Raw genomic sequence first — 20,395 nt, forward strand, 5'->3', positions numbered from 1 at the left:
CAGGATCGGGATCGGGGAGCACCGATGGAGACAGAAGCAGGCGCCGCGGACGAGGGCGCCCGGCTGACGACGGACCCGTCGGCTCCGCCGCGCCCCCGCGTACCCGATGCGACCGAGCGGTCCGAGAGCTCCGGTGGATCCGGTGGCTCCGAGCGGACGGATGGGTCCGAGCGGTCCGACGTGTCCGAGCGGGCGGGTGGGTCCGAGCGGTCCGACGTGTCCGAGCGGGTCGAGCGGTCCGAGGAGTCCGAGCGGACGGGTGGGTCCGAGCCGTCCGACGTGTCCGAGCCCTCCGGAGCGCAACGGCATCAAGGGCATCAGCGGCAAGGGCTCGCGGGGCTCTCCCCCGGCTACCGGATGACCGCCGTGTTCGCGCTTCTCGGCATCGCGCTCGTCACCGGCGTCCACATCCTGATGGTGTTCCTGCACGTCGCGCCGTCGAACACGATCACCAAGCGGCACGGCGAACTCGTCGGCGCGTGGGTCTATCCGGAGTTCGAGCAGAACTGGAAGCTGTTCGCCCCCAACCCGTTGCAGCAGAACATCGCCGTGCAGGCCCGCGCCGAAGTGCGCACGCCCGACGGTGAGCTGCGGGCGAGCCGATGGTACGACCTGTCCGCGCGGGACGGCGCCGCCATCGACGGGAACCTCCTGCCCAGCCACACCCAGCAGAACGAGCTGCGCCGCGCCTGGGACGTCTACACGGGCACCCACGACGCGCGGAACCGGCCGAACGGCCTGCGCGGGACGCTGTCCGAGCAGTACCTGCGCCGCATCCTCGTGATGCGCCTCGACCGGCTCGGCGTCGCGGAGAAGGACGAGACGCTCGAGCGCGTCCAGATCCGCTCGAAGACGACCATGGTCGAGCCCCCGAAGTGGAGTGACGAGAAGGTGGACCAGAAGCCGGTGTACCGGCAGGTGCCGTGGTGGACGGTCACCTCGAACGACGCGCCGCTCGACACCGCCACGCGCGTGCAGGCCCCGGCGGGTGAGGACCGATGAGCAGCAGCACGCACCCCCTGAGCCGGCTGGGGCAGAGGCTCGGCGACGGCCTCCAGTGGATCTCCGCGTCCGCCCTCGCCCCGTACCAGAGCGCCGTGATCCGCATCGGGTTCTCCGCGACCTGGCTGCTGTTCCTGCTGCGCGAGTTCCCGCACCGCCAGGAGCTGTACGGTCCCGACAGCCCGTGGGGCTGGGGCATGGCGCAGCAACTCGTCGACGACAACCACGCGTTCACCGCGCTCCTGTGGTCCGACGGACAGGGCTGGTTCGAGTTCGTCTACCTGCTCGGCGTCCTGTCGTCCGCGCTGCTGATGCTGGGCTGGCGCACCCGCACCATGTCGGTCCTGTTCATGATCGGCGTGCTGTCCCTGCAGAACCGCAGCGTCTTCATGGGGGACGGCGGCGACAACGTCATCCACCTCATGTCGATCTACCTGGTCTTCACGCGGTGCGGGCAGGTCTGGTCGCTGGACGCCCGGCGGGCGCGGCGGGGAGCCGACGACCGGCTCGGGACGGTGCTGTGGTGGGTCATGGGGCTCGTCCTCGCGGCGCTCACCTTCACGGGGAAGGCGAGCGGCGGATGGCTGCTCTTCTTCTGGGCGCTGTGGGCGTCCCAGGGCGTGTGGTGGTCGGTGAACCAGCGCACCACGACCGGCGAGAACCCCCGCACCACGCGAGACGACTCCCGCCGGCTGTGCGACGTCGTCGCCAACCTGCTGCACAACGCGGCGCTGCTCGTGATCATGGTCGAGGCGTGCCTGATCTACGCGACGGCGGGCTGGTACAAGATCCAGGGGAGCCGCTGGCAGGACGGCACCGCCGTCTACTACCCGCTCCACCTGGACTACTTCTCGCCCTGGCCCGCCCTGGGCGACCTGCTGAGCTCGTACGGCCCGATGGTGCTGCTCGTGACGTACGCGACCGTGGCCGTGCAGGTCGCCTTCCCGTTCACCGTCTTCAACCGGCGCCTCAAGAACGTCCTGCTGGTGTTCATGATGCTGGAGCACGCGGCCATCGCCGTCCTGCTCGGCCTGCCCTTCTTCTCGCTCGCGATGATCGCCGCGGACGCCGTCTTCCTGCCGACGTCCTTCCTGTTGCGCGTCGGTGGCTGGGCGGCACGCGCGCGTAGTCGCGTTTTTCCGGCCGCGAGGGGCGCCAAGGAGGAGGCGCTGGTGCCCGAGGGCGAGCTGCCCGCACCGCCCGACCGGGCGGGCGGCGAGACGTCGGCGGCGGAGCAGCCGGTCGTGCGCACGTAGGCTTCCTGGCGTGAACGGGACGAGTACGGCGAACGGTACGGGCGGTACGGACGGCACCGGGAGCGTGGACGGAACGGGCCTCATGGGCGACGCGGGCGGCACGCGGGACGAGCGGTTCCCCGAGGGTCCCCGCCCCGAGGCTCCCCGGAGCGCCGACACGGCCGTACGCGCCTGGCGGCGGCTCGCGGACGCGGCGGTGCTGCTCGACGGGTTCCACGCCCTCAAGCACGCCGTACGGTTCGGTGCCGACGTCCCCGTCGCGCTCGCCGTCGACCGGGGGGCCACGCTCGCCCTGGCGGAGGAACTCGCCCCCGATGTCGTGGCGGAGCTGGAGCGGCTCCTCGTGGAGGTGCCGGACGAGGCGCTGTGCGGGCTCGTGGCGCGCCCGCACCCCACCGGTGTCGCCGCGCTCGCCGGGCGGCCCGCGCGGGAGGCCAACCTGACCGCCCTCGGGCGCTCCGCCCGCAGCACACCCGTGGTGGTCCTCGACAACCCGCGCAACCTCGGCAACGCGGGCGCCGTGATCCGCCTCGCCGCCGGCTACGGCGCCACCGGGGTCGTCACCACGGGCAGCCTCGATCCCTGGCACCCCACCGTCGTCCGTGGCGGGGCCGGGCTGCACTACGCGACCGCGGTGGAGCGGCTCGACGTCGCCGAGCTGCCGAGCGGGCCGCTGTACGCGCTCGACCCCGAAGGCGCGGACATCCGCGGCCTGAAGCTCCCCGACGACGCCCTGCTGGCCTTCGGCTCCGAGCGCAGCGGCCTCTCCGCCGAACTCCGCGCGCGTGCCGACCACTTGGTGTCCCTGCCGATGCGGCCCCAGGTCTCCAGCTACAACCTGGCCACCAGCGTCGGCATGACGCTCTTCCACTGGAGCGCGCACAGCGCGAACGCGCCTCAGTAGAAGAACGCCGTGACGTCAGGGCAGCGAGCCGCCGTCACGGCCGCACGCCTGATACGGATTCACGACCTTAGGCGGCCTCGCGCCGCACCTCCACCACCCGGAAGCGGTTCGCCACGAACGCGGAGTCGCACAGGGCCGCGTTCGCCGCCGGGTTGCCGCCCGAGCCGTGGAAGTCGGAGAACGCCGCCGTCTGGTTCACGTACACCCCGCCCGTCAGGTTGAGCGAGAGCTGGGCGCACTCCTCCAGACAGACCTCCTCGACGGCGCGGGCGACCTCCTCGGAGGTGGTGTACGCGCCGACCGTCATGGCGCCCTTGTCGCGCACGGTGCGCCGCAGGAGCTCCACCGCGTCGTCGGAGGAGTCGACGGAGACGGCGAAGGAGACCGGGCCGAAGCACTCGCTCATGTAGGCGGCTTCCGCGTCGGCCGTCTCCCAGTACTTCCGCGCGCCGTCCAGCTTCACGATCACCGGTGTCCGGACCACGGCGTCCGGGAAGTCCGGGTTGCTGATCTCCCGTGAGGGCAGGGCGACTTCGCCGATACCGGGCGCCGCGTCGAGGCGTGCCTTCACGTCCGGGTTCACCAGCGCGCCGAGGATCCCGTTGGCCCGTGCGTCGTCGCCGAGCAGGCCGCCGACCGACCGGGCGAGGTCGGCCACCACCTCGTCGTACGTCTTCGGGCCCGCGTCCGTGGTGATGCCTTCGCGCGGCACCAGGATGTTCTGCGGCGTGGTGCACATCTGGCCGCTGTACAGGGACAGCGAGAACGCCAGGTTGGCCAGCATGCCCTTGTAGTCGTCGGTCGAGTCGACCACCACCGTGTTGACGCCGGCCTTCTCCGTGTAGACCTGTGCCTGCCGGGCGTGGGCCTCCAGCCAGTCGCCGAAGGCCGTCGACCCCGTGTAGTCGATGATCTTGATTTCGGGGCGTACGGCCAGGGTCTTGGCGATGCCCTCTGAGGGCCGCTCGGCGGCCAGCGCCACCAGGTTCGGGTCGAAGCCCGCCTCGGCGAGGACCTCGCGGGCCGCCCGCACGGTGAGCGCCAAGGGCAGCACCGCGCGCGGGTGCGGCTTCACCAGGACCGGGTTGCCGGTGGCGAGAGAGGCGAACAGGCCCGGATACCCGTTCCACGTCGGGAACGTGTTGCAGCCGATCAGCAGCGAGACGCCGCGGCCCACCGGCGTGAACTCCTTGTTCAGGAACAGGGGATCGCGCTTGCCCTGGGGCTTGGACCACTCCGCGGCGTCCGGGGTGCGGACCTGCTCCGCGTACGCGTACGCCACCGCCTCCAGGCCGCGGTCCTGCGCGTGCGGGCCGCCCGCCTGGAACGCCATCATGAAGGCCTGGCCGCTGGTGTGCATGACCGCGTGCGCCATCTCGTGCGTGCGCGCGCTGATCCGGGCCAGGATCTCCAGGCACGTCACCGCACGCGCCTCGGCGCCCGCCTCGCGCCACGCGCGCATGCCCGCGCGCATGGCCGGCAGCAGTACGTCGATGTCGGCGTGCGGGTACGTGACGCCCAACTCGATCCCGTACGGCGAGACTTCACCGCCCACGAAGTCGTCCGTGCCCGGCTGGTCGAGGTCGAGCCGGGTGCCGAGCAGCGCGTCGAAGGCGGCCTTGCCCTCGGGCATGCTCAGGCTTCCGCCCTCGCCGTACGCCTTGGGGTGCTCGGGGTGCGGGGACCAGTACGCGCGCGTGCGGATCGCTTCCAGCGCCTGGTCGAGGGTCGGCCGGTGCTTGGCGATCAGGTCGTGCGCGGTGAGTTCGGCGGCGGCCATGGCGGACCAACTCCTCCTGGGCTGCGGCTCCTCGTCGAGCCGGCGAGCTGGGCGGGACTGGACGGGACTGGGCGGAACTGTGCGTGGCTGGGCTGGGCAGGAACGAACCGACAGAGTTAGAGTAACCGAACGATCGGTCGGGACAAGGGGTCGCGGAAAAGCTGTGGAAAACCCGCCGGGGCCCGTCCCGGTGAGCCCCGGAACCCCATGGCCGGGCGAGGTGCGGGAGGATCACGTGCATGACAGCACATGACCGCCTCGTCGGCGTGGTCGGTACCGGCACCATGGGCCAGGGCATCGCCCAGGTCGCCCTCGTCGCCGGGCATCCCGTCAGGCTGTACGACGCCGTGCCGGGGCGGGCGAGGAGCGCCGCCGAGTCGATCGCCGCGCGCCTCGACCGGCTCGTCGAGAAGGGCCGCATGCGCGCCGAGGAGCGCGCGGCGGCGGTCGCCCGGCTCGAACCGGCGCAGACACTCGGCGAGTTGGCGCCCGCCACGCTCGTCGTCGAGGCCGTCCTGGAGCGACTCGACGTCAAGCAGGAGCTGTTCCGCGAGCTGGAGGACGTCGTCGCGGAGGACTGCCTCCTCGCCACCAACACCTCCTCCTTGTCCGTCACCGCGATCGGTGGCGCCCTGAACCGGCCCGGCCGCTTCGTGGGGCTGCACTTCTTCAACCCGGCGCCGCTGATGCCGCTCGTGGAGGTCGTCTCCGGCGCCGCCACCGACCTCACCGCGGCCACGCGCGCGTACGAGACCGCCCGCGCCTGGGGCAAGACCCCCGTGGCCTGCGCGGACACCCCCGGCTTCCTGGTCAACCGGATCGCCCGGCCCTTCTATGCCGAGGCGTTCGCCGTGTACGAGGAGCAGGGCGCCGACCCCGCCACCATCGACGCGGTGCTGCGGGAGAGCGGCGGATTCCGGATGGGCCCCTTCGAACTGACCGACCTGATCGGGCAGGACGTCAACGAGGCCGTGACGCGCTCCGTGTGGGAGGGCTTCTTCCAGGACGCGAAGTTCCGGCCCTCGCTGGCCCAGCGCCGCCTGGTGGAGGCCGGACGTCTGGGCCGCAAGTCCGGCCAGGGCTGGTACGCGTACGGGGACGGCGAGGAGCAGCCGGAGCCGCACACCGCGGGCCCGGCCGAGCCGCCCGCGCGCGTGACCGTGGAGGGCGACCTGGAGTCCGCGGGCGAGCTGATCCCGATGATGCGCGAGGCGGGCATCGAGGTCGTCGAGGAGGACGAGGACAAGGGCACGCGCATCGTGCTGCCCAGCGGCGGTCAGCTCGTGCAGGCGGACGGCCAGACGTCCGTCGAGTTCCGTGACGTCGTCTACTTCGACCTCGCCCTCGACTACCGCGACGCCACCCGGATCGCCCTGGCCACCTGCCAGGAGGGCAACCCGCGCACCCTCCGGGAGGCGGTCGGCCTCTTCCAGGCGCTCGGCAAGAACGTCAGCGTCATCGGCGACGTGCCCGGCATGATCGTGGCCCGCACCGTCGCGCGGATCGTCGACCTGGCGCACGACGCCCTCGCGCGCGGGGTGGCCACCGAGGAGGACATCGACACCGCGATGCGCCTCGGCGTCAACTACCCGCTCGGGCCGCTGGAGTGGGGCCGCAGGCTCGGCCGCGGCTGGGCCTGCGGGGTGCTGGAGGAGCTGCACGAGCGCGACCCCTCGGGGCGGCACGCGCCCTCCCTCGCCCTCTTCAGGAACTCGTACAACACCAAGAAGCCGGAGGGCTCCGCATGACCACCGCACGACGGGACACGGGCGCGCGCCGCGACACCTACACGCCCGAGAGCCTGCTCGCGGTCGCGGTCACCGCCTTCAACGAGCGCGGCTACGACGGCACGTCCATGGAGCACCTGTCCAAGGCCGCCGGCATCTCCAAGTCGTCCATCTACCACCACGTGACGGGCAAGGAGGAGCTGCTGCGCCGCGCCGTGAGCCGCGCGCTCGACGGCCTCTTCGGCATCCTCGACGAGCAGCCCGCGCGCGCGGGACGGGCGATCGAGCGCCTGGAGTACGTCACCCGGCGCATGGTCGAGGTCCTCACCGGCGAACTGCCGTACGTGACGCTGCTGCTGCGGGTGCGGGGCAACACCGACACCGAGCGGTGGGCCATGGAGCGGCGCAGGGAGTTCGACCACCAGGTCGCCGAGCTGCTCAAGGCGGCCGCGGCCGACGGGAACGTGCGCGGTGACATCGAGGTGCGGCTCGCCACCCGGCTCGTGTTCGGGATGATCAACTCGCTGGTGGAGTGGTACCGGCCGGACGGCGGCGGGCTCGGCGACCGGGAAGTGGCCGACGCCGTCGTCGAGTTGGTGTTCCAGGGGCTGCGCAAGGCCGCCTGAGACGGCGTGGCGGCGGCTACGCGTCCGGCGTGCTCGCTTCGAGGTCTTCCTCCTCGAAGACCAGCAGCGTGCGCGTGCTGAGCACCTCGGGGATGGCCTGGAGCTTGGTGAGCACCAGTTCGCGCAGGGCCCGGTTGTCCTCCGTGTGCACCAGGATCAGGACATCGAAATCGCCGCTGACCAGCGCGATGTGCGAGGCCTCCGGCATCCTGCGCAGCTGCTCGCGCACGGTGCGCCAGGTGTTCTGGACGATCTTGAGCGTGATGTACGCGGAGGCGCCCTGACCGGCCCGCTCGTGGTTGACGCGGGCGCCGAAACCTCGGATCACGCGGTCCTCGATGAGGCGGTTGATGCGCGCGTAGGCGTTCGCCCGGGACACGTGGACCTGCTCGGCGACGGACCGTATCGACGCGCGGCCGTCCTTGAGGAGCAGCTGGAGGATGTCCCGGTCGATGGCGTCCAGCGGGCGGGCCGCGGGGTCGGGGGCCGGGCCCCCGGAGCCTTCGGCCATTTGTTCAGATGCCATCTGCCCCCGCCTCCCTACCATGGACGTACTGCATTCATCTCAGGCTGTGGAGAACCGATTGTCCACAGCCTGGAGGTGCCTGTAGCCAAAATGTGCCGTCGACCGAACAATCGGTAGGTGAGGCGCATCACACCCGACGCGCCCTCCGAGCCGCTCCCACGAGGAGGTGCCGTCATGACGGTCATGGACCAGCGGGCCATGCGCGAGGGCAGGCCCGTCCCGCCGCCCGCCTGGCAGCCCCGCACGGACCCCGCGCCGCTGCTGCCCGACGCCGAGCCCCACCGGGTCCTGGGCACGGACGCCGCCGCCGACGTGGACCCCGGGCTGTTGCGCCGCCTGTACGTGGAGGTGGTGCGCGGCCGCCGGTACAACGCGCAGGCGACCGCGCTGACCAAGCAGGGCCGCCTCGCCGTGTACCCGTCGACGACCGGCCAGGAGGCCGCGGAGGTCGCCGCGGCGCTCGTCCTCCAGGAGCGCGACTGGCTCTTCCCCAGCTACCGCGACACCCTCGCCGCCGTCGCCCGCGGCCTCGACCCCGTACAGGCCCTGACCCTGCTGCGCGGCGACTGGCACACCGGGTACGACCCGCGCGAGCACCGCATCGCGCCGTTGTGCACCCCGCTCGCGACGCAGCTCCCGCACGCTGTGGGCCTCGCACATGCCGCGCAACTAAAGGGCGACGATGTGGTGGCGCTCGCCATGGTCGGCGACGGCGGCACCAGTGAGGGCGACTTCCACGAGGCGCTGAACTTCGCCGCCGTGTGGCAGGCGCCGGTCGTCTTCCTCGTGCAGAACAACGGGTTCGCCATCTCCGTGCCGCTGGCCAAGCAGACCGCGGCGCCGTCCTTGGCCCACAAGGCCGTCGGGTACGGGATGCCGGGCCGCCTGGTCGACGGCAACGACGCCGCGGCGCTGCACGAGGTGCTCGGCGAAGCGGTCGCCCGTGCGCGCGGGGGCGGCGGTCCGACACTGGTCGAGGCCGTCACGTACCGGATGGACGCGCACACGAACGCCGACGACGCGACGCGCTACCGCAGCGACGCCGAGGTCGAGATGTGGCGCGCGCACGACCCGATCCTGCTCCTGGAGCGGGAGCTGACCGGGCGCGGCCTCCTCGACGAGGCCGGCGTCCAGGCCGTGCGCGACGACGCGGAACGGCAGGCGGCGGCGCTGCGCGAGCGCATGAACCAGGACCCGGCGCTCGAACCGATGGACCTGTTCGGCGACGTGTACGCCGAGCCGACGCCCCAACTGCGGGAGCAGGCGGCGCTGCTGCGCGCCGAGCTGGAGGCCGAGGCGGAAGGGGAGCAGGAATGACCACCGTGGCCCGGTCGGCCCAGCCACCGGGGACCAAGCCCGCCACCATGGCGCAGGCCCTCGGGCGCGCGCTGCGCGACTCCATGGCCGAGGACCCCACCGTGCACGTCATGGGCGAGGACGTGGGCACCCTGGGCGGTGTCTTCCGGATCACCGACGGGCTCGCCAAGGAGTTCGGCGAGGACCGCTGCACGGACACCCCGCTCGCCGAGGCGGGAATCCTCGGCACCGCCGTGGGCATGGCGATGTACGGGCTGCGGCCCGTCGTGGAGATGCAGTTCGACGCGTTCGCCTACCCGGCCTTCGAGCAGCTGATCTCGCACGTCGCGCGGATGCGGAACCGTACGCGCGGCGCCATGCCGCTGCCCATCACCGTGCGGGTGCCGTACGGCGGCGGGATCGGCGGCGTCGAGCACCACAGCGACTCCTCCGAGGCGTACTACATGGCGACGCCGGGGCTGACCGTCGTCACCCCGGCGACGGTCGCGGACGCGTACGGGCTGCTGCGGCAGTCCATCGCCTCCGACGACCCGGTCGTCTTCCTGGAGCCCAAGCGCCTTTACTGGACGAAGGATTCCTGGAACCCCGAGGCGCCGGAAGACGTTCTTCCGATAGGAACGGCAATGGTTCGCCGCCCCGGCACCAGTGCCACGCTGCTCACGTACGGACCGTCCGTCCCCGTCTGTCTGGAGGCGGCCGAGGCGGCCCGGGGGGAGGGGTGGGATCTTGAAGTGGTCGACCTGCGCTCGCTGGTGCCGTTCGACGACGCGACGGTCGCGGCGTCCGTCCGGCGCACGGGACGCGCGGTCGTCGTGCACGAGTCGGGCGGCTTCGGCGGGCCCGGCGGGGAGATCGCCGCGCGCGTGACCGAGCGCTGCTTCCACCACCTGGAGGCGCCGGTGCTGCGGGTGGCCGGTTTCGACATTCCGTATCCGCCGCCCATGCTGGAGCGGCACCATCTGCCCGGAGTGGACCGGGTGCTGGACGCGGTGGCGCGGCTGCAATGGGATCAGTGAGGGACGGTGGGGCAATGGCGCAGGTGCTCGAGTTCAAGCTGCCCGACCTCGGGGAGGGTCTCACCGAGGCGGAGATAGTGCAGTGGCTGGTGAAGGTCGGCGACGTCGTCGCCGTCGACCAGCCGGTCGTCGAGGTGGAGACCGCCAAGGCGATGGTCGAGGTGCCCTGCCCGTACGAGGGCGTGGTCACGGCCCGCTTCGGCGACGAGGGCAGCGAACTTCCGGTCGGGGCGCCGCTGTTGACGGTCGCCGTCGGCGTGCGGTCGCCCTCGGACGTGCCCCTGTCGGACGTCCCCGCGCCGGCGCCGGTCGCCGAGGAGTCCGCGCAGGCGGTGCGGCAGGCGTCCGGCAGGGCCGAGAAGGCGGAGCGGTCGGGGAACGTGCTGGTGGGGTACGGCACCGCCGCCGCGCCGACCAGGCGCAGGCGGGTGCGGCAGGCGGCACTGGACGGCGCGTCCGCGGCTCCCCCGGCGACCGGTGGCACCGGTGGGGCCGGTGCAGCCAGTGGGACGGGCGGGACCGGCGGGACTGGTGGGAACGCCGCATCCACGGCGTCCGCCACCACCACGGCGTCCGCCACCACGGCGTCCACCGCCCCCACGGCCCCCGCCGCGAACGGCGCGACCACCGCACGCGGTGGACTCGCCGCGACCGCCGCCCCCGCACGCGCCCACCGCGCCGAGGGCCCCGTGCCCGTCATCTCTCCGCTCGTCCGCAAGCTCGCCCGCGACCGCGGTGTGGACCTCAGAACGCTGACGGGGTCCGGGCCCGACGGGCTGATCCTCCGGGCCGACGTGGAGAACGCCGCGCCCGCGCCCGACCCGGCCCCCGCGCAGGCCCCCGCTCCGAAGGAGCACCGCACGCCCCTGCGCGGCATCCGCGGCGCCGTGGCCGACAAGCTCTCCCGTAGCCGGCGCGAGATACCCGACGCGACCTGCTGGGTCGACGCCGACGCCACGGAACTCATGCACGCGCGCGTGGCGATGAATTCCGCGACCGGGCCCTCCGCAGGACCCAGGATCTCCGTCCTGGCCCTGCTGGCCCGCATCTGCACCGCGGCCCTGGCCCGCTACCCGGAGCTGAACGCCAGGGTCGACACGGAGCGCCGCGAGATCGTCCGGCTCGACGAGGTGCACCTCGGGTTCGCCGCGCAGACCGAGCGCGGCCTGGTCGTGCCCGTCGTGCGGGACGCCCACGCGCGGGACGCCGAATCGCTGAGCGCCGAGTTCGCCCGGCTCACCGAGGCGGCCCGGGGCGGGACACTGTCGCCCTCGCAACTCACCGGCGGCACCTTCACGTTGAACAACTACGGCGTGTTCGGCGTCGACGGCTCGACGCCGATCATCAACCACCCCGAGGCGGCCATGCTCGGCGTCGGCCGCATCGCGGCCAAGCCGTGGGTGCACGAGGGGGAGTTGGCGGTCCGCCAGGTCGTCCAGCTCTCGCTCACCTTCGACCACCGGGTGTGCGACGGCGGCACGGCGGGCGGCTTCCTGCGGTACGTCGCGGACTGCGTCGAGAACCCGGCGGTGCTGCTGCGCACGCTGTGACCGGAGCGCCGGGCGCGGCGGGTGGCAAAGATCGCCCGCCCGCCTGGTGGCATTGATCGGCCGTACGCCCATACTCGGGGGATGAACGCGTACGACGCCATCGTCCTCGCCGGAGGCGCCGCCCGGCGCCTCGGCGGCGCGGACAAACCCGGGGTGCGGGTCGGCGGCCGCGCGCTGCTCGACCGGGTCCTGCACGCGTGCGCCGGGGCCCGCGCCACCGTGGTCGTCGCCGAGCCGCGCGACACCGCCCGCCCCGTCGTCTGGGCGCGTGAGGAACCGCCCGGCGGGGGCCCGCTCGCCGCGCTGGAGGCGGGAGTTCGGGGTCTCGGCACCGCGCGGGGCACCGCGGCGGAGAACGTGCTCGTGCTCTCCGCCGATCTGCCGTTCCTGGGGGAGCCGACCGTACGACGGCTGCTCGACGCCCTGGAGGGCGACGGCGCGGCCGACGGCGCGCTGCTCACCGACGGCGACGGCCGCGACCAGCCGCTCGTCGCCGTCTACCGGTACGCGGCACTGCGCCGGGTACTCGGGGAACTCACGACGGAGCACGGGGGCCTCACCGGCCTGCCGCTGCGCCTGCTCACTCGTAACCTCGGTCTCACCCGCATCACCGACCCCGTCGCGTCGTTCGACTGCGACACCTGGGACGACATCGCCGCCGCCCGGTCACGTATCAGGGAGCATGGACGAGTGCTTGACGAATGGATCACCGCAGCCAAGAACGAACTGGGCATCGACCTGGACGTCGACACGGGCGTCCTTCTCGACCTCGCCCGTGACGCCGCGCACGGCGTCGCGCGCCCCGCGGCGCCGCTGACGACGTTCCTCGTGGGATACGCGGCGGCGCGGGCCGGTGGCGGCCCCGACGCCGTGGCGTCCGCCGCGGCGAAGGCGGCCGAGCTGGCGAACCGCTGGGTGCAGGAGGCCGAAACCGCGTCGGAGGCCGAAACGAAGCCGGACGCGGGATGAGCGCCCCCAACGGGCGGTCCGCGCAGGCCGACCCGATGGACGTCGACGTGGACGAGGCGCTCGCCCTGGCCAACGACAACCGCGGCCGTACGAGCGACCGGGACCGCGCGGCCGCCCGCGCCGGCGATCGCTCGGGCGGCCGGGACGGCGACCGCACCGCCGACCACGGCTGCCACGGCCACCACGACCGTTCCGGCGACCACGGCCACGCCTCCGAGGCGCAGGCCGCCCCCGGGGGCGGTGCTGTCCCCGCCCCCAAGCCCCGGCACGCCGCGACGTCCTGGGCCGCGGCCCGCCGGACCGCCGCGCGGGCCGAGCGCGGCCCGCGCGGAGCCGTCGACGTTCCGCTCGACCGGGCCCTCGGCCTGGTCCTCGCCGCGCCCCTGACCGCCCTGACCGACCTGCCCTCCTTCGACACCTCCGCGATGGACGGCTGGGTCGTGGCGGGCCCCGGCCCCTGGGCCGTGGTCGGCGAGGGCCTGCTCGCCGGGCACGAGACGCCCGTTCCGCTGGCCGACGGCGAGGCCGCCGCGATCGCGACCGGCGCCCGCGTGCCCCCGGAGGCCACGGCCGTCATCCGCAGTGAGCACGGGCACCTCGACGCGGGCGGGCAGCTGCACCCGATGCGCGAGGTCGCGCACGGCCAGGACATCCGGCCGCGCGGACAGGAGTGCCGCAGCGGCGAGCCGCTGCTGCCCGCCGGAGCGCTCGTCACCCCGGCCGTCCTCGGGCTCGCCGCGGCGGCGGGGTACGACAGCCTGACCGTCTTCCCGCGCCCGACCGTCGAAGTCCTGATCCTCGGCGACGAGTTGCTCACCTCGGGCCTCCCCCGCGAGGGCCTCATCCGGGACGCGCTCGGCCCGATGCTCCCGCACTGGCTGCGCGCCCTCGGCGTCGAGGTGACCGCCGTACGCAGGCTCGGAGACGACGCGGAGGCCCTGCTCACGGCCGTGCGGGAGGCCAGGACCGACCTCGTCGTGACCACCGGCGGCACCGCGTCGGGGCCCGTCGACCATGTGCACCCCACCCTGCGCGCCGTCGAGGCCGAACTCCTCGTCGACGGTGTGGCGGTGCGGCCCGGCCACCCGATGCTGCTGGCCCGGCTCAAGGAGGGGCAGCACCTCGTCGGCCTCCCTGGCAACCCGCTCGCGGCCGTCTCCGGTCTGCTCACGCTCGCCGAGCCGCTGCTGCGGGTGCTCTCGGGCCGGGGGCAGGACCCGACGCACAGCTCGGCGCAGCGCCAAGTCCCTGACGGAACGCTCACGTTGGACTTTCCCCGGAACGCGGGTGCGTACGGCGACAGCGGGTCGGAGGCGTACACCGCTCCCTTGCACCGCCCCGCCCCCGGTCATCCCCACGACACCCGGCTCATCCCCGTCGTGCTGCGGCAGGACGACGGCAGTGGGCACGAGTGGGCGGTGCCGCTGCACTACAACGGTCCGGCCATGCTGCGGGGAATCGCGGCCGCCGATGGGCTCGCCGTCATCCCGCCCGGCGGCGCCAAGGAAGGGCAGGAGGTGGAGATCCTCGACCTTCCGTGGTCGTGGAATCCTGGCCTGCCCGGCCTCAACCCGGCGGGAAACGAAGGGTGTTTCACGTGAAACTGGCCGGCGATGACGCCATCGCACGCCAAGAGGAAGAGCGAACCGCGACCTACCGGGTGAAGCTGCCCCGGCAGGTCGTCGAGCGTCCGCTCCTCCAAGTGGCCCGGCGCGTGCTGATAGCGCTCACCGTGCTCGTCGTCACCGCACTGATCGTGTGGATCGACAGCGACGGCTACAACGACAACTCCGATGGCCAGGTCGACCTGCTCGACTCGTTCTACTACGCGACCGTCACGCTCTCCACCACGGGATACGGCGACATCACGCCGGTCAGTGACGCGGCGCGGCTCACCAATATCTTCGTCATCACGCCGCTGCGTGTGCTCTTCCTGATCATCCTGGTCGGCACGACGCTCGAAGTCCTCACCGAGCGGACGCGGGAGGAATGGCGCCTGAAACGCTGGAGGTCCACCTTGCGTGACCACACTGTCGTCGTCGGCTTCGGAACCAAGGGGCGCAGCGCCGTGGAGACGGTGTGCGCGAGCGGCCTGAAGCCCGAGCAGGTGGTCGTGGTCGACCCCAGCCCCAAGGTCGTCGAGAGCGCCAACGCGCACGGGTACGCGGGGGTGACGGGTGATGCCACCCGCAGCTCGGTGCTGTTGCAGGCCGAGGTGCAGAAGGCGCGGAAGATCATCATCGCTACGCAGCGGGACGACACGGCGGTGCTGGTGACGCTCACCGCGCGGCAGCTGAACCGGGGGGCGAAGATCGTCGCCGCGGTGCGTGAGGAGGAGAACGCGCCGTTGTTGCGGCAGTCGGGTGCGGATGCGGTGATCACGAGTGCGAGTGCGGCGGGGCGGTTGCTCGGGTTGTCCGTGCTCAGTCCGCATGCAGGCATGGTCATGGAGGACCTCATCCAGAAGGGCTCCGGGCTCGATCTGGTGGAGCGGACGGTCACCAAGGCGGAGGTGGGGTTGCAGCCGAGGGAGACGGAGGACCTGGTCGTGAGTGTGGTGCGGGGGCATCGGGTGCTGGGGTACGACGATTCGGCGGTGGGGTCGCTGAAGCCGACGGATCGGCTCATCACGATTACGAGGGTTACGCCGAGGACGCAGGTGGCGCCGGATATGAAGCCGACGCCGAGGGACTGACCGTCGGGGGCGGGTTTCGTTTCGCCGCGACGGCGTTGCGCCCCCGGGGCTCCGCCCCGGACCCCGCTGCTCAAACGCCGCAGGGGCTTGAAAGGCCTGCTCAATCGCCGCAGGGGCTTGAAGGCCGCACGGGCTTGGGAAGGGCTGCTCAATCGCCGCAGGGGCTTGAAGAGGGCAGGGGCTTGGAAGAGGGGCGGCGGAGTAGCCTCGCGGGCATGTATGCGATCACGATTCCGGAACCCGGTGGACCTGAGGCGCTTGTGTGGGCGGAGGTTGGTGATCCCGAGCCCGGTGAGGGTGAGGTCTTGGTCGAGGTGGTGGCCAGCGCCGTCAACCGCGCGGATCTGCTCCAGCGGCAGGGCTTCTACAACCCGCCGCCCGGCACGTCCCCCTATCCAGGACTGGAGTGCGCGGGCCGGATCGCCGCGATCGGCGCCGGTGTCTCCGGCTGGTCGGTCGGCGACGAGGTGTGCGCGCTGCTCGTGGGCGGCGGCTACGCCGAGAAGGTCGTCGTCCCGGCCGGGCAGCTGCTGCCGGTGCCGAAGGGCATCGAGCTGACCCGGGCCGCCGCGCTGCCCGAGGTGACCTGCACCGTCTGGTCCAACGTCTTCATGATCGCCCACCTGCGCCCCGGCGAGACCTTCCTCGTGCACGGCGGCTCCAGCGGCATCGGCACCATGGCCGTCCAGCTGGCGAAGTCCGTCGGCGCGAAGGTGGCGGTGACGGCCGGCACCAAGGAGAAGCTCGACTTCTGCGCGGAGCTGGGCGCGGACATCCTCATCAACTACCGCGAGCAGGACTTCGTCGAGGAGATCAGGAACGCCACGGACGGGGCGGGCGCCGACGTCATCCTCGACAACATGGGCGCCAAGTACCTGAACCGCAACGTCGACGCCCTCGCCACCAACGGCCGCCTCGCCATCATCGGCATGCAGGGCGGTGTGAAGGGCGAGCTGAACATCGCCACGCTGCTCGGCAAGCGCGGCGCCATCACCGCGACGACGCTGCGGGCCCGCCCGCTGGGCGAGAAGGCGGCGGTCGTGGCGGCCGTGCGCGAGCACGTGTGGCCGTTGATCGAGGGCGGCCACGTGCGGCCGATCGTGGACCGCACGCTGCCGATGAGCGAGGCCGCGCAGGGCCACCGGATCCTGGAGGAGTCGGGCCACATCGGCAAGGTCCTGCTCACGAACGCGTAGGACCCGGGAACGGGCCCCGGGGCCGGGCGGCGGCACAGGCTCTCAGCGGCGCAGGCGCAGCGCCAGGAACGCGATGCCGAGCCCCGTGAGCAGCAGCCCCGCCCCCAGGGGCAACACGTTCACCAGGGGTTTCGGCCCGGGTTCGCCGATGGCCTGCGGGGCCGTGGCGGACTCCTCCGGACGCGGCTCGCGCGGCACGGTCGGCGGGGGCTCGGTGGGCGCCGGGGGCACCACGGCCCCGGTGGGGGTCGGGCTGGGCAGCGCGCGCCCCGGTGGCGTCCGCCCCACCCCGGCCCTGCTCCCTGCCAGGGAACCGTGCGGCGAGGGCTCGGCGGCGTACGGCGGGAGGGCGAGGGCCGCGGGTGTCGCCGTCGGCGACGACAGCAGTACGGCGGTCAGCAGTCCGGTCACCATCGCCCACCGAAGCCGACGCATGCACGCCCCCTTCCGCTGCCGGTTCGTCCCGATGTCTGCCACCAGCCTCACATAGCGCAATAAATCAGGCACGCCGGGTTTCGTGCCGCCTCCTGCGTGGTGGATCAGCCCGGAACGGGGGCACCACGGAGATGTGACAGCCACGTACGAGAGAATGGCGGCATGGAGATGCCGAGGAACGAACAGTCGCCGGACAACCCGCAGGTCCTGGTCGTGGGGCAGGACGGCATGGCGCTTGGCGGCGGCGGTGGTGACGACGAGTCCCGCGAGATCCCGGTGACCGACATGGTGGAACAGCCCGCCAAGGTGATGCGTATCGGCAGCATGATCAAGCAGCTGCTGGAAGAAGTGCGCGCGGCTCCTCTGGACGAAGCGAGCCGGCAGCGCCTCAAGGAGATCCACGCCAGCTCGGTCAAGGAGCTCGAGGACGGTCTCGCCCCCGAGCTCGTCGAGGAGCTGGAGCGGCTCTCCCTCCCGTTCACGAACGAGACGATCCCCAGCGACGCCGAACTGCGCATCGCGCAGGCCCAGTTGGTGGGCTGGCTGGAGGGCCTCTTCCACGGCATCCAGACGACGCTGTTCGCCCAGCAGATGGCGGCCCGCGCCCAGCTGGAGCAGATGCGCCGCGCCCTGCCGCCCGGCGTGGGCGGCGGCGAGGAAGAGGGCGAGGACCCGCGCGCGGGCGGCCGCTCGGGCGGCCCGTACCTCTAGGACCTCCAGGCATTCGAAGCGCTCATCGGGGCCCGCCGGACGGCGGGCCCCGACGCATGTGCGGACCGCGTCCCGGCGGATGCGTGAACTTGGCCACCGGGCGTCCCCGTCCCCGGACCGGTCACGGCGCCCCCGTTCGCGTTCCGGTTCTCACGTGCAAAGCGCGAGGGCTGGCGCGGCCCTCCGGGCGGGCGCCACTCTCCGTCATGTGTCAATACGTAGCGGCACATTTCGCTACGTAGCCCCAAGAGTCGCGGAAGCGGCACAGGTTCCGGTCGCCCCCAGTGATCACGAAATCGTCATCGGGCCGTCGCAGGAATTGCTCTCACGATTTGCAAGGCGTGCACGGCAACGGGTTGGATGTCCGGTCCATCTCGGAACAGGGGCATGGCCGGAGCCTGTAGCGTGACCCGACGGAGTCGGTATTTCGCAACCGCGCGTACTCCGACATAGGGATCCGGCAGCACGGACAGAAACGACGGCGAGGACTGATGGCACAGCAGCAGCGCGCTCAGGGCCCGTCCGACCCCGAGGCGACTGGCGGCGGTATGTCAGATGCGCCGGAATTGTGGGGTAACGGCGGACTCGTGGGCGACGGCCGGTATCGGCTGACCCACAGACTCGGCCGGGGCGGCATGGCGGAGGTGTTCGCGGCCGAGGACGTGCGCCTCGGACGCCAGGTCGCCGTCAAGCTGCTCCGCTCCGACCTCGCCGAGGACCCCGTGTCCAAGGCCCGCTTCACGCGTGAGGCACAGTCGGTCGCGGGGCTCAACCACCACGCGGTCGTCGCGGTCTACGACTCCGGCGAGGACGTCGTCGGCCCGAACACGGTGCCGTACATCGTCATGGAGCTGGTCGAGGGCCGCACCATCCGCGACCTCCTCCTCAACGCCGAGGCGCCGGGCCCCGAGCAGGCCCTGATCATCGTCTCGGGTGTCCTGGAAGCGCTCGCGTACTCGCACCAGCACGGCATCGTGCACCGCGACATCAAGCCCGCGAACGTGATCATCACCAACACCGGCGCGGTGAAGGTGATGGACTTCGGCATCGCGCGCGCCCTGCACGGCGCGCAGTCGACCATGACGCAGACCGGCATGGTCATGGGCACCCCCCAGTACCTCTCGCCCGAGCAGGCCCTCGGCAAGGCCGTCGACCACCGCTCCGACCTGTACGCCGTCGGCTGCCTGCTCTACGAACTCCTCGCGCTGCGCCCGCCGTTCACCGGTGAGACCCCCCTGTCCGTGGTCTACCAGCACGTCCAGGACACCCCCGTGGTGCCTTCCGAGGTCCTGGACGAGGTGCCGCCGGAGCTCAACGGCCTCGTGATGCGCTCCCTCGCCAAGGACCCGGACGACCGGTTCCAGACGGCCGAGGAGATGCGCGGGCTCGTCCAGTACGCGCTCCAGATGCTGTACGAGCAGGGCGGCCACACCGGCACCTGGAACACCGGTCCCGTCGACGCGCACGAGGGCGGCTCCACGCCCGCGATGGGCGTCGCCGCGACCACGGCGATGCAGCACCCCGGCGACTCCGGCACGGCCGCGCAGCCGATGCTGCGGCCGCCGGGTGGCGACGACGGCGGCTTCGACGGCAGCGGGAACCGGGGCGGTGGGGGCCGCGGGAAGCTGTGGATCGTCGCCGTGCTCGCGGTGATCGCCATCGCGGTGGGGGTCGCGTGGGCGCTCAGTGGTGACGACGGCGGGGGCAAGGACCCCGGCAACAAGAAGTCGCCGAGCGCGACGGAGTCGAAGAAGTCCTCGGAGCCGAGCGAGTCGGCGGAGGACGACGCCTCCGAGGGGGCGACGGAGCTGCCGGGCACCAGTACGGGTGGGGACACCGGGTACACGCCGACGCAAGCGCCGACCACGACGAATCCGTCTCCGACGCAGTCGCAGGAGCCGACGGACGACGCGACTCAGCCGACGCCGACGCAGTCGGAGGAGACGAGTGAGACGCCGGAGGAGCCGGATCCGGAGACGCCGACCGGTGGGGGGAACGGTGGCAGTTCCGAGCCGACGGCCACCACCGGTGGGGACACCGGTGGGGGTGACGGCACCGAGTAGGTGCGCTCGCGGGGCTCCGCCCCGGACCCCGCTCCTCAATCGCCGGAGGGGCTTGAAAGGGCTCGACCGCCGGAGGGGCTTGAAAGGGCTCGACCGCCGGAGGGGCTTGAAAGGTCTCGACCGTCGGAGGGGCTTGAAGCGGCAGATCCACCCCGTAGTTCGTGCACCGTCACGAACTGCGGGGTGACGCATAGGTAGACCGGGTCGGAGGCGGTGGGGCCGAAGAGGGTGAGGTCGGTGGGGGTCGGGGTGATCTGGTCGCAGGTGCCGACGCACTGCACCGACCACTGGCTTTCGTCCTCGGGGGTCTCCTGGCCCAGGTTGTCCGCCCCGTACGCGACGACGCCGCCGACGCACGCCTCGTGGTAGCCGTGCCCGCGGTGCATGCGCAGCAGCAGGCGGCCGTCGGCCACGATGTGGCGGGCGGAGGCGAGGAAGGGCAGCGCGCGCATGCTGCTCGCGACGCGGCCGTAGGGCACGCGGGCGAGCAGTTCGAAAGCGCGGGCCCAGTCCTGCTGCGGGTCCTGCTGCGGTGCGGAGGCCATGTCACCACTGTGCGTCGCCGCCGCCCCCGGGGACCAGGGGAGCCCGCCCCGAGGGCGTGGTGACCTAGGTCCCGTCC

18 protein-coding genes are annotated in these 20,395 nt (G+C 72.4%); 14 read left to right on the forward strand and 4 right to left on the reverse strand.

The features are described 5' to 3' along the window. Positions 1-24 precede the first annotated feature (24 nt). The 3 genes from ACYBSK_RS00220 to ACYBSK_RS00230 are packed head-to-tail and all read left to right on the forward strand — an operon-like array spanning position 25 to position 3,162. The gene (locus ACYBSK_RS00220) at positions 25-1,002 is read left to right on the forward strand and encodes a DUF5819 family protein (RefSeq protein WP_460244762.1); all 978 of its coding nucleotides are present in this window, start codon (positions 25-27) and stop codon (positions 1,000-1,002) included. After that, a complete protein-coding gene (locus ACYBSK_RS00225; protein WP_460244763.1) occupies positions 999-2,258 on the forward strand; it encodes an HTTM domain-containing protein in 1,260 nt (419 codons plus the stop codon). Before ACYBSK_RS00220 ends, ACYBSK_RS00225 begins: the two co-directional genes overlap by 4 nt. A 10-nt stretch (positions 2,259-2,268) precedes the next feature. Beyond that, the gene (locus tag ACYBSK_RS00230; protein ID WP_460244764.1) at positions 2,269-3,162 is read left to right on the forward strand and encodes a TrmH family RNA methyltransferase; all 894 of its coding nucleotides are present in this window, start codon (positions 2,269-2,271) and stop codon (positions 3,160-3,162) included. 67 nt (positions 3,163-3,229) lie between these two features. On the opposite strand, the gene paaN is transcribed toward ACYBSK_RS00230, so the two are convergent. Next, positions 3,230-4,942: a phenylacetic acid degradation protein PaaN gene (paaN, locus tag ACYBSK_RS00235; protein WP_457474753.1), complete on the reverse strand. Its 1,713-nt coding sequence runs from the start codon at positions 4,940-4,942 to the stop codon at positions 3,230-3,232. A 239-nt stretch (positions 4,943-5,181) separates the two neighbouring features. Between paaN and ACYBSK_RS00240 the strand changes: the two genes are divergently transcribed. Both ACYBSK_RS00240 and ACYBSK_RS00245 read left to right on the forward strand, forming a co-directional pair. Next, positions 5,182-6,690 carry a 3-hydroxyacyl-CoA dehydrogenase gene (locus tag ACYBSK_RS00240; RefSeq protein WP_460244765.1) on the forward strand — a complete coding sequence of 503 codons (1,509 nt, stop codon included), beginning with the start codon at positions 5,182-5,184 and terminating at the stop codon, positions 6,688-6,690. Then, positions 6,687-7,295 (forward strand): TetR/AcrR family transcriptional regulator, encoded by a 609-nt coding sequence (locus tag ACYBSK_RS00245; RefSeq protein WP_460244766.1) that lies wholly within the window; start codon positions 6,687-6,689, stop codon positions 7,293-7,295. The genes ACYBSK_RS00240 and ACYBSK_RS00245 overlap by 4 nt, the downstream gene beginning before the upstream one ends. A 16-nt stretch (positions 7,296-7,311) precedes the next feature. Here ACYBSK_RS00245 and ACYBSK_RS00250 read toward each other — a convergent pair whose 3' ends face one another. Further along, a complete protein-coding gene (locus ACYBSK_RS00250; protein WP_457481615.1) occupies positions 7,312-7,806 on the reverse strand; it encodes an Lrp/AsnC family transcriptional regulator in 495 nt (164 codons plus the stop codon). A 189-nt stretch (positions 7,807-7,995) separates the two neighbouring features. On the opposite strand from ACYBSK_RS00250, the gene pdhA reads away from it, so the two are divergent. The 7 genes from pdhA (at position 7,996) to ACYBSK_RS00285 (ending at position 16,564) form a co-directional block, all read left to right on the forward strand. After that, on the forward strand, positions 7,996-9,138 hold the full coding sequence (gene pdhA / locus ACYBSK_RS00255; RefSeq protein WP_460244767.1) for a pyruvate dehydrogenase (acetyl-transferring) E1 component subunit alpha: 1,143 nt from the start codon (positions 7,996-7,998) through the stop codon (positions 9,136-9,138). Beyond that, the gene (locus ACYBSK_RS00260; RefSeq protein WP_460244768.1) at positions 9,135-10,154 is read left to right on the forward strand and encodes an alpha-ketoacid dehydrogenase subunit beta; all 1,020 of its coding nucleotides are present in this window, start codon (positions 9,135-9,137) and stop codon (positions 10,152-10,154) included. The genes pdhA and ACYBSK_RS00260 overlap by 4 nt, the downstream gene beginning before the upstream one ends. Positions 10,155-10,168: 14 nt before the next feature. Beyond that, complete coding sequence (locus tag ACYBSK_RS00265) at positions 10,169-11,704, forward strand: dihydrolipoamide acetyltransferase family protein (RefSeq protein ID WP_460244769.1); 1,536 nt, start codon at positions 10,169-10,171, stop codon at positions 11,702-11,704. Between the two features lie 81 nt (positions 11,705-11,785). After that, positions 11,786-12,673: an NTP transferase domain-containing protein gene (locus ACYBSK_RS00270; RefSeq protein ID WP_460244770.1), complete on the forward strand. Its 888-nt coding sequence runs from the start codon at positions 11,786-11,788 to the stop codon at positions 12,671-12,673. Next, positions 12,670-14,274, forward strand: coding sequence for a molybdopterin molybdotransferase MoeA (locus ACYBSK_RS00275; RefSeq protein ID WP_460244771.1), 1,605 nt, complete (start codon positions 12,670-12,672; stop codon positions 14,272-14,274). The genes ACYBSK_RS00270 and ACYBSK_RS00275 overlap by 4 nt, the downstream gene beginning before the upstream one ends. Further along, positions 14,271-15,368, forward strand: coding sequence for a potassium channel family protein (locus ACYBSK_RS00280; protein WP_457474761.1), 1,098 nt, complete (start codon positions 14,271-14,273; stop codon positions 15,366-15,368). The genes ACYBSK_RS00275 and ACYBSK_RS00280 overlap by 4 nt, the downstream gene beginning before the upstream one ends. 215 nt (positions 15,369-15,583) lie before the next feature. Continuing rightward, positions 15,584-16,564 (forward strand): NAD(P)H-quinone oxidoreductase, encoded by a 981-nt coding sequence (locus tag ACYBSK_RS00285; RefSeq protein ID WP_460244772.1) that lies wholly within the window; start codon positions 15,584-15,586, stop codon positions 16,562-16,564. A 42-nt stretch (positions 16,565-16,606) separates the two neighbouring features. On the opposite strand, the gene ACYBSK_RS00290 is transcribed toward ACYBSK_RS00285, so the two are convergent. Further along, positions 16,607-16,999, reverse strand: a complete 393-nt coding sequence (locus tag ACYBSK_RS00290) for a hypothetical protein (protein ID WP_457474763.1) — start codon at positions 16,997-16,999, stop codon at positions 16,607-16,609. 162 nt (positions 17,000-17,161) lie between these two features. On the opposite strand from ACYBSK_RS00290, the gene ACYBSK_RS00295 reads away from it, so the two are divergent. Together ACYBSK_RS00295 and ACYBSK_RS00300 are read left to right on the forward strand one after the other, a co-directional pair. Next, the gene (locus ACYBSK_RS00295) at positions 17,162-17,710 is read left to right on the forward strand and encodes a bacterial proteasome activator family protein (protein WP_457474764.1); all 549 of its coding nucleotides are present in this window, start codon (positions 17,162-17,164) and stop codon (positions 17,708-17,710) included. Positions 17,711-18,201: 491 nt separating this feature from the next. Beyond that, positions 18,202-19,773 (forward strand): protein kinase domain-containing protein, encoded by a 1,572-nt coding sequence (locus ACYBSK_RS00300; protein ID WP_460244773.1) that lies wholly within the window; start codon positions 18,202-18,204, stop codon positions 19,771-19,773. A 35-nt stretch (positions 19,774-19,808) separates the two neighbouring features. Here ACYBSK_RS00300 and ACYBSK_RS00305 read toward each other — a convergent pair whose 3' ends face one another. Further along, on the reverse strand, positions 19,809-20,318 hold the full coding sequence (locus tag ACYBSK_RS00305) for a pyridoxamine 5'-phosphate oxidase family protein (protein ID WP_460244774.1): 510 nt from the start codon (positions 20,316-20,318) through the stop codon (positions 19,809-19,811). Positions 20,319-20,395 lie beyond the last annotated feature (77 nt).

The organism is Streptomyces sp. BYX5S, from assembly GCF_054724165.1.

Bases quoted from the DNA above. Each gene is read 5' to 3' on its own strand.
- ACYBSK_RS00220 (WP_460244762.1), top strand. From the start codon at position 25: ATGGAGACAGAAGCAGGCGCCGCGGACGAGGGCGCCCGGCTGACGACG.
- ACYBSK_RS00225 (WP_460244763.1), top strand. From the start codon at position 999: ATGAGCAGCAGCACGCACCCCCTGAGCCGGCTGGGGCAGAGGCTCGGC.
- paaN (WP_457474753.1), bottom strand. From the start codon at position 4,942: ATGGCCGCCGCCGAACTCACCGCGCACGACCTGATCGCCAAGCACCGG.
- ACYBSK_RS00240 (WP_460244765.1), top strand. From the start codon at position 5,182: ATGACAGCACATGACCGCCTCGTCGGCGTGGTCGGTACCGGCACCATG.
- ACYBSK_RS00245 (WP_460244766.1), top strand. From the start codon at position 6,687: ATGACCACCGCACGACGGGACACGGGCGCGCGCCGCGACACCTACACG.
- ACYBSK_RS00250 (WP_457481615.1), bottom strand. From the start codon at position 7,806: ATGGCCGAAGGCTCCGGGGGCCCGGCCCCCGACCCCGCGGCCCGCCCG.
- pdhA (WP_460244767.1), top strand. From the start codon at position 7,996: ATGACGGTCATGGACCAGCGGGCCATGCGCGAGGGCAGGCCCGTCCCG.
- ACYBSK_RS00260 (WP_460244768.1), top strand. From the start codon at position 9,135: ATGACCACCGTGGCCCGGTCGGCCCAGCCACCGGGGACCAAGCCCGCC.
- ACYBSK_RS00265 (WP_460244769.1), top strand. From the start codon at position 10,169: ATGGCGCAGGTGCTCGAGTTCAAGCTGCCCGACCTCGGGGAGGGTCTC.
- ACYBSK_RS00270 (WP_460244770.1), top strand. From the start codon at position 11,786: ATGAACGCGTACGACGCCATCGTCCTCGCCGGAGGCGCCGCCCGGCGC.
- ACYBSK_RS00275 (WP_460244771.1), top strand. From the start codon at position 12,670: ATGAGCGCCCCCAACGGGCGGTCCGCGCAGGCCGACCCGATGGACGTC.
- ACYBSK_RS00285 (WP_460244772.1), top strand. From the start codon at position 15,584: ATGTATGCGATCACGATTCCGGAACCCGGTGGACCTGAGGCGCTTGTG.
- ACYBSK_RS00290 (WP_457474763.1), bottom strand. From the start codon at position 16,999: ATGCGTCGGCTTCGGTGGGCGATGGTGACCGGACTGCTGACCGCCGTA.
- ACYBSK_RS00295 (WP_457474764.1), top strand. From the start codon at position 17,162: ATGGAGATGCCGAGGAACGAACAGTCGCCGGACAACCCGCAGGTCCTG.
- ACYBSK_RS00300 (WP_460244773.1), top strand. From the start codon at position 18,202: ATGGCACAGCAGCAGCGCGCTCAGGGCCCGTCCGACCCCGAGGCGACT.
- ACYBSK_RS00305 (WP_460244774.1), bottom strand. From the start codon at position 20,318: ATGGCCTCCGCACCGCAGCAGGACCCGCAGCAGGACTGGGCCCGCGCT.